Here is a 17434-nt window from a genome sequence, read left to right as displayed (position 1 = left end):
AAATTGATTTTGAATTTATGGACGCTTATATAAGCGAGCTAGAAGAGGAGCGTATAAGCGAGCTAGCCGCTTACTTGACAGTAAGCGGCTTGGATAACTACAAGTTATCCACTCTTGAGCGTGAGGCACTAGACCTTGTCTTAGCAGATAAACTTACTTGGGCAGAGTTTAGGATTGGGGATTTGTTTGAGAAAATCAAAACAAAAAAATTATTATATAAAGCTAAAGATTTACCAAAAGTTCCTACAAGTAAAAATACTTTGCCAGCTCTAACTTCTAGTTTTACAAATCAAGGTTTAAACTATTATGTACCTAAAGATAAAGCAACAATTTTACAAAATGTTATTTCTATTCCTTCAAATAGTGATGTTTATAGAGCATACTATCAATCAAGAGATTTTACTGTATTATCAGATGCTTACGCAATAGAATGGAAAAATAAAGAAATAAATTTTGAATCAAATAATTATATATTTGCTGTACCTTGTATAAATAAAGTTACAGATTTACCAATATATTCATATAAAAATAAATTAGGTGGTTGGAATGTTGTAAAAAATAAAAAAATAGTCTTACCAATCAATTTAAATAATGAAATTGATTTTGAATTAATGAAAATTTTTATACAAGCCATAAGAAAACTCGTTATTAAAGACGTCGTACTTTACGCTGATAAAAAAATTCAAGCAACTAAAGAGGTTGTGAAGAGAAAGTAAAAAATTAACTGTCGCCATAAAACTACAAGCAATAAAAAATTAGTGAATATTATAAAATCATCTTTTTTTATTTAGTATATGGGTGTATAATAAAGAAAAAGGGGGAGAAATAATGCTTAAAGAAAAAAATTTTTATATATCATTTACTATAACTTTTATAGTATCACTTTGTGCTATGTACTTAGCCAAGCTACCATATTTAAAACTATTCGGTCATTTAGTTTTAGCCCTAGTTTTTGGTATGCTACTTCAAATAATTTTTAGGGATAAGCTAAGAAACATAAAAAAAAGTACAGCTTTTATAAGTAATAAATTTTTAAGAGTGGGAATTATTTTACTAGGTTTTAAGTTGTCGGTAGATAAGTTGTTTTCTGAGGGAAAAATTACTATATTAATGGCCTTTTTACTAGTTCTTTTTATGATTATTTTAACTTATTTAATCTGTAAATTTTTTAAAATCGAAAATGATTTAGCCCTACTTGCTTCGTGTGGATGTGGTATTTGTGGAGCTGCTGCAGTAATGGGTGTGGGTTCACAAATCAGGGCAAAAACAGAAGATAGCGTAGTTGCCGTGGCAGTAGTTGCCATCTTGGGAACAGTTTTTACTCTTATTGAGGTAGGCTTAAAACCATATCTAAATTTGAGCGATACAGCTTATGGAACTTTTACCGGGGCAAGTCTGCATGAAATTGCCCACGCAGTAGCTGCTGGGGGTGCAGGAGGCAGTCTAGCCTTAGAGGCTGCAATCCTAATGAAACTTTCAAGAGTTCTTATGCTTGTTGTGGTTATTTTAGCCCTGGCTATATTTAAAAAAAATAATAGTAGAGAAAAAGCACCCTTGCCTTATTTTATACTCGGCTTTATCGCCATGAGTTTTATAGGCAGCTATGTTACAGTTTTAAAACCGCTAAGTCCTTACTTGGTCGATACAGCCTATATCTTGCTTGGTATGGCAATGGCAGCTTTGGGAATGAATGTTGATTTTAAAGTTTTACGCCAAAAAGGCGGTCTAGTTTTAGGAGCTTGTTTTATTTCTTCTTTTATATTAATGATAGTTTGCTATGCAGTTGTCAAATTTTTATTATAAATTATGTTAGATGGTGTAGTTTCTAGTTTTTTTAATTTTTATGTGCTATAATGAGATGATATATAAATTTTAGGGGTATAAAGCTATGAGTATATTTAAAAAATTTAGTAATTTTTTAGAAGATGACGAAGAGAAAGTATATAATGAAACAAATAATAGTAAAATGGAAAAAAATGAAAAAAAGGAAAGAGAAGTTGATATAGTGCAAAATAATAAATCGAGTAAAAAAGTAGGTATCTCACAAGGCATGGCCAAAAAAGGAGATGTAGTATTAATAGAACCCCTAGTTTTTGCAGACAGTAAAGATGTTCTTGACGATATTAAGGCCAACAAGGTAGTTATTTTAAATTTAACAAAATTAGATTTAGAAACTTCAGACAGGCTATTAGATTTTATTTCTGGTGGAATTTATGCCATGGATGCAAAATTAAAAACAATAGGTGATGAAATATATCTTTGCGTTCCTCATGGAGTAGACGTAGAGGGTGAATTTTCAGAAGGAGAATATTAATTTGGATACTGTTTTTTACATTTGGATATACAGGGTTATTAGTTACACTTTTAGATTTTACGAGGGAGCCTTACTAATCTATATTTTTTCGTCTTGGTTTCCCATCTCAAGAGAAAATATAATAATCAGATTTTTAGAAGATATTTGTGAACCCTACTTAAAATTATTTAGAAAAATATTACCACCCCTTGCCATGGTAGATTTTTCTCCTATCCTAGCCTTTATAGCTCTAGGATTTATAGAAAGATTAATATACGCCCTTGTCTTTGGAGTGTCAATTTTCTAGTATGAAAAATTTATTTAATAATAATATTTTTTCCAAAGAAGAGCAGGAGATAGCAAAAGATTTATTAAATACCATAAATTTAAAAAGTGGTAAAAATGAAATTTCTCCTTTTTTAAGTCAGCTAGAACAAAAACTTTTAGAAAAAATTATAAATTATTCTTATAGTAATATAAAATTAGATTTTTTTGGTGGCACTTTAGATAATGAACGTAAACGTGCCAAACTGCTTATTAATAATAACTACGATATTGACTATAATATAGTCTGTTTGGTGGCAAATTTTAATACTAAATTTCATAAGATAGGACACAGGGACGTTTTGGGAGCAGTCCACAATCTAGGCTTAAATTTTAACCGTATCGGAGATATTATTGTTGAAGATGACAAGATATTTATTTTTGTTGACGCAGGTATTGCCGAATATCTAATAATGAATTTTAGTAAAATCGGTAGGGCTGTTTTAAATTTTAGCATAGAGGAAAAGCTGGCTGACATTAAAATAGAAAAAAAATATCAAAGTCTTAGTATTGTTTGCTCATCGCATAGACTAGATTCTATCGTTTCAAAAATTATAAATAAAAGTCGCAGCAAAACAAAGGAAGTCTTGCAAAAAGAATTTGTAAAAGTAAATCACACCCTAGTTACTGACGGCGAAAAAAATTGTAAGATTGGCGATATGATTTCTATTCGCAAGTATGGGAGATATATCCTAAAAGAATCAAGTCAAAATACAAAATCTTTAAAATATAGAATAATCTTAGATAAACTTGTCTAAGATTATTTTTTATTTTCTAAAATAAGGGATTAATATTAGGGCTGGGAATAAAATTTTTTTAATATGGACAGGGGAATTAAATTTTTTATAAATTTACTTACTATAAAATATTTTTGCTAGTTTTTATTAGTTGTATTGCCAAAGGCAAGATATTTTTATAAAATCTATTAGCAAAGAATTATTATAAACTTTAAAATATAAGTTTGACTAGATAAAATTTTTAATCAAACAAATTTTAAAATCTAAATCTTGCTAGATAAAAATTTTTTAAGAAAGTTTGTCTAAATTTTTTAATTACCAGCTTAAATATTTTTTATAAATTTACTGGCTATAAAATATTTTTGCTAGTTTTTATTAGCTGTATTGCCAAAGGCAAGATATTTTTTATAAAACCTATTAGCAAAGAATTATTATAAACTTTAAAATCTAAGTTAGATTAGATAAAATTTTTTATCAAACAAATTTTTAAAATCTAAATCTTGCTAGATAAAAATTTTTAAGAAAGTTGGTCTGAATTTTTTTAATTACCAGCTTATATATTTTTTATAAATTTTTGTCAAATAATTTTTTAAACTTTTTCAACTGGGAAAAATATTTTTTAAATTTTATATTTTAAATTTTCACTAATCACTTGCTAATTTTTAGAAAATATAATATAATTAAATAAATTTAATAAAGACAAGATTTTTAAATTAGGTTTATAGAGAGAAACTGGTTGGTGCAAAGTTTTAACAAGATTTAAAAATTATCACTTTATTTAAAAAATTAATAATTAAAAGAGCTGCTCCTAAAGTGAGTTAATAGAGGTGGTACCGTGGATTTTTTCGCCCTCTGATTTATTTTAGGAGTTTTTTATTTTGAAAGGAGATAGGACATGGAAGTTAAAGACACACTACTTATGCCCAAAACAGCTTTTCCAATGCGAGGCAATTTACCAAACAAGGAGCCGGAATTTTTAAAACGTTGGGACGAAATGGACTTATACAGAAAGGTTTTAGCGAAAAATGAGGGGAAACCGACATATGTTTTACATGACGGCCCACCCTATGCAAATGGTAATATTCATATCGGACATTCTCTGAATAAAATCCTAAAAGATTTTATCGTGAAGTATAAAAATATGAATGGCTACCTATCGAACTTTGTTCCTGGTTGGGATACGCACGGTTTACCAATCGAGCAAGTTTTGGTAAATAATGGCGTTGATAGAAAGTCTATGCCAGCCTACAAGTTTAGAAACAAGTGTAAAGATTATGCCCTAAAGCAAATTGATAAGCAAAGAGTAGACTTTAAAAAATTAGGTGTTATCGGAGATTGGGACAATCCTTATGTAACCTTGGATCCAAAATTTGAAGCAGAGCAGATTAGAGTTTTCGGAAAAATGGTGAGCAAGGGCTATATTTACAAGGGACTAAAACCTATTTACTGGTCGCCATCTTCTGAATCTGCCCTGGCAGAAGCGGAAATTGAATATAAGGAACACACTTCGCCGTCAATCTATGTAGGTTTTGAACTTATCAGCGATACTGAACTTGTTGACAAGGGAACTAAGTTTCTTATTTGGACAACTACTCCTTGGACTTTGCCAGCCAATGTTGCCATTGCAGTAAATAAGGATTTTTTATATCAAGTAGTTGCCGTTAATGACCAAAAATATTTAGTGGCAAAAGATTTGCTAGATAAGTTAGCAAAAGAATTTGCCTGGGAAAGTTACCAAATAATCAATGAAGTAAACGGTGCAGACCTAGAATATCTACTATGTAAACATCCTTTCTTGGATAGAGAATCAATGCTAATAGTAGGCGACCACGTTACGCTCGAAGCAGGGACGGGGCTTGTTCACACTGCACCAGGCCATGGGGTTGACGACTACAATGTAGGTTTCTTACAGTACAAACTACCCGTAATTTCTCCGGTTGACAATCAAGGTATTTTCACAGAAGAAGCAGGAATGTTTGCTGGAAAATTTGTTTTTGATGCCAACAAGGATATTATTGAACACTTAGCGAGTCTAGGAGCCTTGTTAAAACAAGAAACTATTACCCACTCATACCCACACGACTGGCGTAGTAAAAAACCTATTATCTTCAGGGCAACACCTCAATGGTTCTGTTCGGTCGATGCCTTTCGTGGAGAACTCTTAGACGCTATCGACAGAACGAAATTTTATAGTGAATGGGGGAAACCTCGTCTTTATAACATGATTCGCGACCGTGGCGACTGGGTAATATCTCGTCAGAGAGTTTGGGGAGTTCCTATTCCAGTATTCTATGCAGAAAACGGACAACCAATTTTAGATAGCGACCTAATCGAACACGTTGCAAAAATCTTTGAAGTAGAGGGTTCTAATGTTTGGTTCAATAAAGAAGCCGAAGAACTACTACCAGCAGGCTACACTCACCCAGACAGCCCAAACGGCAAATTCACAAAAGAAATGGATATAATGGACGTGTGGTTCGACTCTGGAACATCCCACCAGGGCTGCTGTGCAGTGCGTGATGACTTAACATATCCAGCCGACCTTTACCTAGAGGGAAGCGACCAATATCGAGGTTGGTTTAACTCATCACTAATAAATTCTGTTGCTGTCTCTGGACAAGCTCCCTACAAAGAATTAGTTTCTGCTGGTTTTGTTGTGGACGGTAACGGCCATAAGATGAGTAAATCTTTAGGAAATGTTATTTCTCCAAATGATGTAGGAAAACAACTAGGGGCAGAAATTATTCGTCTATGGTCAGCAAGTGTTGACTACACACAAGACGTGCGTATTTCAAATGACATATTAAAACAGGTTTCAGAATCTTATAGAAAATTACGTAACACATACCGTTTCTTACTAGGAAATTTATTCAACGGAAAATTTGATAACAGAAAAGACCTATTAGCCTATGAAGACTTATTAGAATTAGATAAGTATATGCTGATAAAATTTGAACAAGTTGTTAGTAAAATGCTAAAATACTATGAAAATTACCAGTTCAACTATGTAATGAGCGAGCTAACAAACTTCTTTAATATCGATCTATCTTCTTTCTACCTAGATTACGGAAAAGATATTCTTTATATCGAGTCAGAAGATTCTCACATTCGTAGAAGTATGCTGACAGTTCTATACACAATCCTAAGTAAAACAGTAAGATTAATAGCACCGATACTATCATTTACTGCTGAAGAAGTATATGACAACATGCCTTATGAAGAAGCTGACTCAGTACACCTAACAGACTTCCCAGCCGAAAACCTTATCGACGACAAAGAACTAGAGGCTAAGTGGGATAAATTATTAGAAATTCGTGATGACGTTCTTAAAGCCCTAGAAGAAAGCCGTAACGAAAAAGTAATCGGTAAATCACTAGAAGCAAAAATAGAAATTTATGCAAAAGATTTAGAAATAGTAAACCTATTAAAATCAGTAGATAATTTACATCAATTATTTATTGTAAGTAAGGCAGATGTTAAGGAAAATGGCGGCAAAGAATATGACTATACAGCAGTGAGCGTAGCAAGAGCAGAGGGTTATAAATGCCAACGTTGCTGGACAATAGTTGATGAAGTAGATGAAGACGGCTTATGCCCACGTTGCCATAACATTTTAAAAAAATAAGATAAAACTACCTAAATTTAGGTAGTTTTTTTATTTAAAGGGAAAAGATATTTTACGAAGATATAAAAATTTAAAATAAATAATTATCCTAATAAGCAAGTTTAGAAAAATTGTTCCAGAAAATATACTTACTGAAGATAAGAAAGCAGTGAGTGTTAAAAAGACTGAAGAACACATCAAAAATTTAGCTTTTAAAGAAAAGAAATAGGACAAGAAAAAAGACTTAAAATTATTTTAAATCTTTTTGTTTTGCTCTCTTATTTTCAGATATTTTGTAAAATTTTTATTGTCGCTACCACTTTATTTCTTCTTTGTTTACAGATTTTAGAAATTCGTTGGTTTTTGAGAAGGGTTTGCTTCCGAAAAATCCTCTATAAGCAGACAAGGGACTTGGGTGGGCTGATTCGATAATATAATGTTTTTTAGGGTCTATAAGTTTCTTTTTGCTACGAGCAAAACCTCCCCAAAGAATAAAAACAATATTATTACACTCATTAGATATTTCTTTTATAATGTAGTCTGTAAAATCTTCCCAACCAAGATTTGAATGACTAGCTGGCTTATTTTTTTCAACTGTCAGAACAGAATTAAGCAAAAAAACTCCCTGCTCGTGCCAGATTTCTAAGTTGCCACTTTTTCTAGGCGCTATAGCCAAGTCGTCGTGCAGTTCTTTGTAAATATTTATTAAACTTTTGGGTAGAGGCACATCATCTTTTACAGAAAAACTTAAACCGCAGGCCTGATTATCGTTGTGGTAGGGGTCTTGTCCCAGTATTACCACCTTTATATCTTCAAGGGCTAAGTCAAAAACTTTAAATACTTCATCTTGAGGAGGGAAGATTGTTGTTTTTGCCCTTTGTTTATTTATTTCATCTAGGACATTGCCAAGGGCTTGTCGTTTAGGATAATTTTTAAAAAATTTTTTCCACGAAGCATCCATAAAAACTCCTTAAATTTATTTTTCTTAAATATATCATAATAAAGTTGCTATGGCAATTTTCTAATAAATAGTTTATAATTTTCAATATACAAGTTAAATACATTTTTAAGGAAAATTATAGCTAAAGGAGATTATTATGAGTCAAGTAAGATTAGTAGATAGAAAAGATGTCGATAAAAAATATACATGGGATATTAATTTAATTTATAAAGATGATATAGAGTACAAGGAAGAATTAAAAAAACTAGAAAAAAATATTATTGAATTTAAGGCAGAGTTTGAAAATAAATTAGCCGACTTAAATATTTTAGATAGGGCTATTAAAATTTTTGAAGAATTATTGTTCGATTTAACTAAGTTAGAACATTACGCCTACTTGCCAACAGCAGTAGACAGATTTAATAATAAAGTTATTGAAAATTATAGTTTGTTTGAAAATTTTGTGAGTATCTGGTCAAGTAATGCAAGTTTCTTTAGTAGTGAACTTGCTACCTTAGAAGAAGATTTTATTAAGGAATTTGTAAGTTCTAAACGTCCCGACCTAGAATATTTTTTTAGTAAAGTTTTGCGTGATAAAAAACATATGCTAAGTAAAGATACAGAACAATTATTAGCAAGCCTAGAAAGTTTACCGAGCTTTTACAATCTTTATGAAGTTACAAAATTTGAAGATATGGAATTTGATTCTTTTGAAGCAAATGGAAAAACTTTAGAAAATTCTTATGTTCTTTATGAAAATCTACACGAAATGGATAATGACAAGGGAGTAAGACGTAATGCAGCGGCAAGTTTTTATAAAACTTTGAACCGATATAAAAATACGACAGCTAACGAATATATATCGCACATTAAAAAAGAAAAAGCCATAGCCACTGCTCGTGGTTACGAAAGTGTAATTGATTATTTATTAGATAGACAAGACGGGGATAGAGAACTTTATGACAGACAAATTAAAGTTTTAATGGAAGATTTAGCACCCCACATTCGTCGCTACATAAAATTACTTGCTCGTGAACACAAGATAGAAGATATGACTTTTTCTGACTGCAAAATCAACCTTGACCCAGAGTTTGAAGTTGACATGACAGTTGATGAGTCAAGAGAATATTTGAAAAAGGCTCTTGGAATTTTGGGACAAGATTACCTAGCCTTAATTGATGAAAGTTATGACAAGCGTTGGACAGATTTTCCACAGAACAAGGGAAAATCTACTGGTGGTTTTTGTGCTACCGTGCCGAATATAGCTAGCTATATTCTCTTATCTTGGACGGGTAAAATGAATGAAGTCTTTGTTCTTGCTCACGAATTAGGTCATGCCTTTCATTTTATGAGTACAGGCAAGCACCAAACAATGTTAAATTATGACTGCCCTCTTTACTTTGTAGAAGCTCCGTCAACTTGTAACGAAGTAATAGTTTCTAACTATCTTTTAAAAACAAGTGAGGACGCAAGATTTAAACGCTGGGTAATTTCTAATATGATTAGTCGTACATATTTTCACAATATGGTAACCCACTACCTAGAAGCTGTTTATCAAGACAGGGTTTATAAAAAAGTTGATAATAATGAAATGCTTACTGGAGAGATATTATCAGATATTAAAGGCTCTGTAATGGAAGAATTTTTTGGAGATAGTTTAAGAGTAAATGAGGGAGCAGAATTAACTTGGATGCGTCAGCCACATTATTACATGGGACTATATCCATACACCTATTCAGCAGGACTTACAATAGGTACAGCCATAGCAAATAAAATAGAAAAGGACACTTCAGCTGCTCAAATTTGGTTAAACACTTTAACAAAAGGAAGTAGTATGTCAGCAAAAGACTTGGCAACTTTAGGAGGTTGTGATGTAAGAACGCAAGAACCACTAAAAGAAGCAATTGCCTATGTAGGATATTTAGTAGACCAGTTGTACAGCTTGACTGATGAAGTGAATAAATAAAATTTATTTTAATTATATTTATGAAATATTTTTATTAAATTAAAATTATATCAAGGTATATTAATTTAGGAGATATATGAAAAATGATAATGTTATTTATCCACAACCTTTTGTAAAGTGGGTTGGTGGGAAAAGACAGATAATAGATAAAATAAAAAATAAAATACCTTCAAATTTTAATGATTACTACGAGCCTTTTGTTGGAGGTGGAGCGGTATTGTTTAATATTAATTCTGAAAATATTTTTATTAATGATATTAATGAACAATTAATAAATGTTTATCATCAAATAAAAAATAATTACAAAGAACTTGCATACCAAATAGATTGTTTAAATAGTGAAGAGGTTAATTCCATTAGGTATGAAAAATTAAGAGAATTATACAATGACAAGATAATAAATAAAGAGCTAGACTTAGAGTGTGCAGCTTTATTTATGATTATAAATAAATATTGCTTTAACGGTGTATATAGAGTCAACAAAAAAGGGCTTTACAATGTTCCTTGGAATAAAAAAACTAAGGTTAAAATTTATGAGTTAGATAATTTAAAGGCTATTTCTAAAAAGTTACAAAATGCCACTATAAAATCTGGTGATTTTTTAAATGTTCTAAAAACTGTAAAAAAAAGGGATTTTGTATTTTTTGATAGTCCTTATGCACCTTTAAATGAAACTACGTTTAATTCATATACACAAACAGGTTTTACAAAAGATGACCATAAAAGATTAGCTCAAGAATTTAAACGATTAGATGGTAAAGGGGTATATCTTATGCTAACTAATCATAATACAAAATTAATTAGAGAGCTATATAAAGAGTATCATATTGAACTGCTTGATGTTAAAAGGGCAGTCAATAGCGATGCATCAAATAGAGTAGGCAAAGAAATTATAATAACAAATTATTAAGGAGTAAATATGGATAGAAATTTTGATATATGGTTATCTAAAATGGTTAATTCTATAGCTAGTTGGTCTTGGTATACAGATTTTGAAAAAGTGTATAAAAATATAGATAGCATAAAAATAGAGTTAAATTTGTTAAACACGCTAATTAATAGCAAGAATATAGAAGTAGAATTTAAAAATTTAGTAGAAAAATATCCTAATATTTTAAATGCAATACCAATATTAATAGCTAAAAGAGAAAACAAGATAATAATTAAAGACAATAAATGTGATTATGAATTTAATTTTAAGAAACAGAATTATGATATTAAAGATTATATTTTGTTTATGAGAAAAACAGGAATTTTTAACCTTTTAGAAAATCATATAATTTCCAATTTATATGATTATGTTACAGGAATAGAAGTAGGATTAGATTCTAATGCTAGGAAAAATAGAACAGGACATTTAATGGAAGATTTAGTTGAATCGTATCTGCTAAGTTCTGGTTTAGTTAAAAATGTAAATTATTTTAAAGAACTAAATAAAAGTAAGATAGAAGAATATTGGGGAATAGATTTATCAAAGCTAGGAAATAGTGGTAAAACAGAAAAGCGTTTTGACTTTGTAATAAAAACCAATAATAAAATTTATGCCATAGAAACAAATTTTTACTCCAGAGGTGGTTCTAAATTGAATGAAACTGCAAGAAGTTATAAAAATTTATTTGAAGTATGTAATAAAATAGAAAATTTTGAATTTATTTGGATTACTGATGGTCAGGGGTGGAACAAGGCTAAGAAGAATTTAGAAGAAACTTTTAATATAACTAGAAATATTTATAATATAAATGATTTGGAGAATAATATAATATTAAAATTAATTAATTAAGTTAAGACAGTGTTTTAATTTGCTTTTATGGTAAAAATAAAAATTTTTAAATAGTATCTAATAAAAATACTTTGAGATTTTAAATATTTCAAAGTATTTTTTATTTTGAAATATAAAATTAAAAAATAAATTATAAAAATAATTGAATATAGTTTTTTAGTGCTATAAAATAAGTATATAAGAAAGAGGTGTTAATATGAAAATAGCAGTCGTTGGTGCTGGCATAGTCGGAGCTACTTGTGCCTATTACTTATCAAAAGAAGATGTTGAATTAAAGGTTTTTGATTACGGCTTGGGACAAGCAACAAAGGCGTCAGCAGGAATTATCAGCCCCTGGTTTTCTAAACGTCGTAACAAGGCCTGGTACAAGATGGCAAGATTGGGAGCTGAATTTTATTTAAAATTGGTAAAAGATTTAAAAAATGATGGTTACAGCACAGATTTTTACAGGCAAACTGGAGTTTATATCCTAAAAAAAGATGAAAGTAAATTACAAGACCTATTAAGTCTTGCAGAAAGTAGAAGAGAAGTTTCTGCTATGATAGGAGATTTAAAAATAGTTTCTAAGGCGGATATTAAAAAAAATATTCCAGATTTCACAGGTACTAATTACGCCCTTTATGCGAGTGGTGGGGGTAGAATAGAGGGAGAACTTTTTGTAAAAACACTACTTGAAGCTGCTAATGTTGAAGTAATAAATAAAAAAGTTTCACTAGAAATTCAGCAAGACAAATATATTATTGACAATGAAGAATTTGACAAGGTAATTTTATGTACAGGGGCATGGCTTAAAGAAATACTTGAACCCCTTAATTTTGAAATAGACGTTCGCCCACAAAAAGGACAACTTCGAGATTATCAAATTTCAGATTTTAACAGTGGTACTTATTCTGTAATTATGCCAGAAGGCGAGTTAGATATAATCCCTTTTGAAAATGGTTTTGTCAGCATGGGAGCAACTCACGAAAATAATATGGGCTTTGATTTAAGGGTTGACAAAGATTTATTAAATAAATTTGAAGAAGAGGCGACTAATTTTTTACCTACATTAAAAAAAGCAAAGGTAATAAATGAACGTGTAGGAATTAGGGCATATACAAATGATTTTTCTGCCTTTTATGGTCTAGTTCCAGGAGAAAAAAATCTTTTTGTAGCAAGTGGTTTAGGCTCTTCTGGACTAACTACCGGAGGCATAATTGCTTATAATCTTGCAATGCTTGCAGTAGGTAAAGAGGAGTTGCTAGACAGTTCGGATTATCCCACAAGTAGATATATTAGAAAAAAATAAAAAAATTCTGAAGCTAAGTTGAGATTTTTTCTAACTTTCTATGTTTCAATCACACCCATAAAATCCATAATTATTTACAATCTCCCATCTCCCAATAAAAAATATATAAGCATCATTTAAAACCTAACAAGACTTGGAAATATTTATTTTAAAACTTCTAGGCAACTTGGGCTACCATGATATGCCAGTTAGTTCTTTAAATTTTTATCAATTTAACATGACTTGTATAAGCCAATGTTCCTAATTTTCCAATATATAAGAGGACTAGTATTTAATAAATAATTCTATATAACTAAAGCCATTGAAATTATAAATAATAAATATGGTAATAATCTATGATAACACCATTATTGTCGCTTTAATTAAGTGTATATGATAACTAAAATTTTGCAATTCGTCTTTAATAATAATGTTTAATCTTGCTAGGTTTAATATGGTAGAAAGTACTTAATCAGATGTTTTCATAAGGGATAAAAATATATAATATATAATTCATCTTTTCTCACTACTAAAATATAGTAGAATTAGCATCTAAATCACAAGTTTCTAATCCTATTTTTATTATATTCAATAAAAACAGATAATTTCTTACTAGAAATTATGGGTACTTCTCCTAATCTTATATTTCTATATAGCAGTAGACTTGAAAATTTTATTTTTAAAATCTAGGATGAAATCATTTTTTAATATATGTCTTTTTTCGATTTCACCAATTCCAAGGAAATAAAATATAATATTCTTATATTTTACAAGAATATTTATAGCAAAAACAAGAATATTATAAATGATTATTTCAGGTATAGTTAATATTTATTTTCTAAATTGTTTGTTTTATTTCCAGTGAAAATTAAATACAAATAATAATATATAACTCTTTTTATTGAAAAAATAAAATTTTTATGCTAATATGAAATAAGAAATAAATTAATCTTATAAAAGGGGGCTGATAAATCGGCTGAGATAAGAATGTGATTCTTGACCTTCGACCTGATCTGGGTAATGCCAGCGTAGGAATTTAATTGACGCCGCATATATCCATAGATATATGCTTTTTTAGTGGATTTACTTAAAAATTATTAAAAATAATAAATTATCTTATAAAAGGGGGCTGATAAATCGGCTGAGATAAGAATGTGATTCTTGACCTTCGACCTGATCTGGGTAATGCCAGCGTAGGAATTTAATTGACGCCGCATATATCCATAGATATATGCTTTTTTAGTGGATTTACTTAAAAATTATTAAAAATAATAAATTATCTTATAAAAGGGGGCTGATAAATCGGCTGAGATAAGAATGTGATTCTTGACCTTCGACCTGATCTGGGTAATGCCAGCGTAGGAATTTAATTGACGCCGCATATATCCTCAGATATATGCTTTTTTAGTGGATTTACTTAAAAATTATTAAAAATAATAAAATTATATTATTAAATATTGAGCTAGCATCTAACTTTTTTGAAAATAGATTAGTATATTTAATTAAACATTATATATGGAGGGTAAATAATGAAAAAAGTATTAACAATAGCCGGTTCTGATTCAAGTGGAGGAGCTGGGGTTCAAACCGATCTAAAAACATTTGCAGCGCATGGAGTTTATGGTATGAGTGTTATAACATCAATAACAGCACAAAATACAATGGGGGTTAATTATATAGAAGATATTTCTTCAAAAGGAGTTACGTGTCAGCTAGAAGCTATTTTTACAGATATTGAAGTTGATTCTATAAAAATAGGAATGCTGTCAAATTCAAATATAGTAGAGTCGGTTTATGACGGTTTAAAAAAATATAAAACTAATAATATAGTTTTAGACCCTGTTATGATTTCCACTTCAGGCTTTGATTTAATAGATGATGCGGCAAAAAATAAATTAATAAATACACTTTTTTCTATTGCTGATATAATTACTCCCAATATAATGGAAGCCAAGTGTATATATAAATTATTATTTAACATAGAAGTAAATATAACTAGGGTAGAAGAAATGGTAAAAGTTGGTAAAGAAATACAAACAGTAACAGGAAAGTATGTACTCATTAAGGGAGGGCATCTTGATGAAAATCCATGTGATGTTTTAATAGATATTAATAATAAAGAACACTACTTTACTAATAATAGAATAAATACTAAAAATACACATGGAACTGGATGTACATTATCTTCAGCAATTGCTGCAAATTTAGCTTTAGGCTTTGAAATGATTGATGCTGTAAAAAAATCCAAAAAATTTATAACTATGGCTATTGAAAATTCTTTAAATATAGGTAGTGGATGTGGACCTACAAATCCTATGGGACAAATATATAAAGATTTAAACCTAAAATATAAAGGAGATTAAAAACATGAATAAAAATATAATTATAGAAGAAATTTGTAAAGCAATTAAAAAGGTTAGGGAAACAAAACCTTTAATAGAACAAGTTACAAATTATGTTACAATAAATGATTGTGCAAATGTTACACTAGCTATTGGGGCATCACCAGTAATGGGAGATGCGTATGATGAAGTAGATCAAATGACGAAAATAGCCAATGCACTGGTACTTAACTTTGGAATAATTAGTTCTGAATCATTAAAAACAATGATAAAAGCAGGAAAGACTGCAAATGAGAATAATATACCCATAGTTTTTGACCCAGTAGGCATAGGTGCAACTCCTTTTAGAAATGAAACGGTTATAGAGTTTTTAAATCAAGTGCACGTTAGTATTATTAAAGGTAACGCTTCTGAGATAATGGCATTGGCAGGAGTTAATGTAAAAACCAAAGGAGTAGATTCAAGTGTAGAAAGTACTGAAGCAATAGACGCAGCTATTTTTATAGCTAGAAAGTATAGATGTGTATGTACTGTTACTGGAAAAGTTGACATTATAACAGATGGAATAAATATTATAAAAATACAAAATGAATCAGATTCTTTAGCCTACATTACAGGAACTGGTTGCATGATTGCTTCATTGATAGGAAGTTATGTTGGAGCTAATAAAAATCCATTAATTAGTTCAGTTGCAGGTGTCTTGACTATGAGTCTATCTGGTGAAATAGCAAATAATGAAACTAAGGGGATTGCCGCTTATAAAGAACAGGTGATGAATAATATTTTCAACTTCAATCCAGAGATGGTAATAAAAAACGCTAAAATATCTTATGAAAAAGTGAAATATCAATATGATATGTATGTAATTACAGATGAAAAAGCATGCTTGGGTAAAGATCTTTATACATCTATAGAGGAATGCATAAAAGGTGGAGCTAAGATTATTCAACTTAGAGAAAAAAAATTAGCTACTAGAGATTTTTTAAATAGAGCCATAAAGATAAAAGAAATTTGTGCAAAATACAATGTTCCATTATTAATAAATGATAGATTGGACATAGCTATTGCTGTAGATGCGGATGGTGTACATGTAGGACAATCTGACATGCCAATAAAAAAAGTGAAGGAATTAATGGGACATAATAAAATAGTAGGAGTTTCTGTAAAAACTGTATCACAGGCACTTGAAGCTCAAAAAGAGGGAGCTGATTATATAGGAGTCGGTGCTATATTTGCTACAAATACTAAACCTGATGCTCATGTAATATCTAAAGAGACTATTATGGATATTAAAAATAATGTATATATTCCAATTTTAGCAATTGGAGGTATTAAGTTAGAAAATTTAGATGTTATTAAAGATATAGGGGTGGATGGAATCTGTGTAATATCAGATATATTAAATCAAGAAGATTGTAAAAAAAGAACAGAAGAATTAGTAGAAAAATTTTCAAACCTATAATAAAAAATATTAAATAAATTATATGTAAAAAGATACATATTCCCTAAAGAGTATTATTATGAAACAAATAAAAATCATATTAATTAAATACTTGGTCAGGTTTTAGTATAAAAATAAATCTAAATATCAGCATATCAAAATATAATTTAGAACTTGATAAATTTAATAAAGTTCTTTTAGAAAAACTTAAAAATTTTATATAAAAATTAATATAATTAATTTATAGGATTTTATAATTCAACCACAATTTGTATAACATCTTAAAAAAGACACTTCCTAATAAATATTTTAAGAGGGTTAGATATGGAGATCTAGCTCTCTTTTTATTGCATTATTAATTTTAAAACAATTCACAGCATCTCTAGCTTTTTCACTAGCTGGATAAAGGCTTTTATTTTCTTGTTTTAAAGGCAGGTTATGATTTTTAAAAAATTCATGGAGCTTATATTTATGATAGGCACTGCGTAAAAATCTACCGTTATGTATGGCTAGTTCTAACTGATTTTGTGTGTCGCTAGATAAAAGATTACATCAAGCATTGCCAGTCATCAATAATTTTGTGCCAACTCTTTTTCTTTCTTCTAGTAGAAAAATTTTAAGTTTATGATTATTTAATCTATCTGCTATCATAAGAGGGCTAATCCCAGCTCCAATAATAATTAAGTCATATTTAAAATCTTTCATACTCCTCCTAAAACTGTTATCTAATAAAATGAAAT

Annotated in this window: 14 protein-coding genes and 3 riboswitches; of the genes, 12 read left to right on the top strand and 2 right to left on the bottom strand. The window is 29.7% G+C overall.

The window, feature by feature from the left end; genetic code table 11:
- From KMP12_RS02385 to ileS, 6 genes are all read left to right on the top strand, one after another.
- Nucleotides 1-716: restriction endonuclease subunit S (locus tag KMP12_RS02385; RefSeq protein ID WP_215756136.1), on the top strand; the 716-nt coding region annotated here is incomplete at its 5' end.
- A 112-nt stretch (nt 717-828) separates the two neighbouring features.
- Nucleotides 829-1803, top strand: a complete 975-nt coding sequence (locus tag KMP12_RS02380; RefSeq protein WP_215756135.1) for a YeiH family protein — start codon at nt 829-831, stop codon at nt 1801-1803.
- Between the two features lie 85 nt (nt 1804-1888).
- Nucleotides 1889-2314, top strand: coding sequence for a cell division protein SepF (locus KMP12_RS02375; RefSeq protein WP_215756134.1), 426 nt, complete (start codon nt 1889-1891; stop codon nt 2312-2314).
- A gap of 1 nt (nt 2315) precedes the next feature.
- On the top strand, nt 2316-2600 hold the full coding sequence (locus KMP12_RS02370) for a YggT family protein (protein WP_252344668.1): 285 nt from the start codon (nt 2316-2318) through the stop codon (nt 2598-2600).
- Between the two features lies 1 nt (nt 2601).
- Nucleotides 2602-3375 carry a YlmH/Sll1252 family protein gene (locus KMP12_RS02365; protein WP_215756133.1) on the top strand — a complete coding sequence of 258 codons (774 nt, stop codon included), beginning with the start codon at nt 2602-2604 and terminating at the stop codon, nt 3373-3375.
- Nucleotides 3376-4249: 874 nt separating this feature from the next.
- Nucleotides 4250-6979, top strand: a complete 2730-nt coding sequence (gene ileS, locus KMP12_RS02360; protein WP_215756132.1) for an isoleucine--tRNA ligase — start codon at nt 4250-4252, stop codon at nt 6977-6979.
- A 292-nt stretch (nt 6980-7271) separates the two neighbouring features.
- On the opposite strand, the gene ung is transcribed toward ileS, so the two are convergent.
- The gene (gene ung, locus KMP12_RS02355; RefSeq protein WP_215756131.1) at nt 7272-7919 is read right to left on the bottom strand and encodes a uracil-DNA glycosylase; all 648 of its coding nucleotides are present in this window, start codon (nt 7917-7919) and stop codon (nt 7272-7274) included.
- A gap of 136 nt (nt 7920-8055) precedes the next feature.
- Here ung and pepF point away from each other — a divergent pair, with 136 nt between their 5' ends.
- The 6 genes from pepF to thiM all read left to right on the top strand — a co-directional run bounded on the left by pepF (nt 8056) and on the right by thiM (nt 16715).
- Nucleotides 8056-9864: an oligoendopeptidase F gene (gene pepF, locus KMP12_RS02350; RefSeq protein WP_215756130.1), complete on the top strand. Its 1809-nt coding sequence runs from the start codon at nt 8056-8058 to the stop codon at nt 9862-9864.
- Between the two features lie 76 nt (nt 9865-9940).
- Nucleotides 9941-10774 (top strand): DNA adenine methylase, encoded by an 834-nt coding sequence (locus KMP12_RS02345; protein ID WP_215756129.1) that lies wholly within the window; start codon nt 9941-9943, stop codon nt 10772-10774.
- Between the two features lie 9 nt (nt 10775-10783).
- Complete coding sequence (locus tag KMP12_RS02340) at nt 10784-11644, top strand: type II restriction endonuclease (protein WP_215756128.1); 861 nt, start codon at nt 10784-10786, stop codon at nt 11642-11644.
- 196 nt (nt 11645-11840) lie between these two features.
- The gene (locus KMP12_RS02335; protein WP_215756127.1) at nt 11841-12932 is read left to right on the top strand and encodes an NAD(P)/FAD-dependent oxidoreductase; all 1092 of its coding nucleotides are present in this window, start codon (nt 11841-11843) and stop codon (nt 12930-12932) included.
- A gap of 927 nt (nt 12933-13859) precedes the next feature.
- A riboswitch (TPP riboswitch) is annotated at nt 13860-13963 on the top strand.
- 61 nt (nt 13964-14024) lie between these two features.
- Nucleotides 14025-14128, top strand: a riboswitch (TPP riboswitch).
- Nucleotides 14129-14189: 61 nt separating this feature from the next.
- A riboswitch (TPP riboswitch) is annotated at nt 14190-14293 on the top strand.
- A 147-nt stretch (nt 14294-14440) separates the two neighbouring features.
- A complete protein-coding gene (gene thiD, locus KMP12_RS02330) occupies nt 14441-15274 on the top strand; it encodes a bifunctional hydroxymethylpyrimidine kinase/phosphomethylpyrimidine kinase (RefSeq protein ID WP_215756126.1) in 834 nt (277 codons plus the stop codon).
- 4 nt (nt 15275-15278) lie between these two features.
- Entirely contained in the window at nt 15279-16715 is a 1437-nt protein-coding gene (gene thiM / locus KMP12_RS02325; protein ID WP_215756125.1) for a hydroxyethylthiazole kinase, read from the top strand.
- Between the two features lie 531 nt (nt 16716-17246).
- On the opposite strand, the gene KMP12_RS07490 is transcribed toward thiM, so the two are convergent.
- Nucleotides 17247-17399, bottom strand: coding sequence for an NAD(P)-binding protein (locus KMP12_RS07490; RefSeq protein WP_252344667.1), 153 nt, complete (start codon nt 17397-17399; stop codon nt 17247-17249).
- Nucleotides 17400-17434 lie beyond the last annotated feature (35 nt).

Origin of the sequence: Gemella sp. zg-1178 (assembly GCF_018790995.1) — a bacterium.
GTDB lineage: Bacteria > Bacillota > Bacilli > Staphylococcales > Gemellaceae > Gemelliphila.
This window is presented reverse-complemented; position numbering and strand designations above follow the sequence as displayed.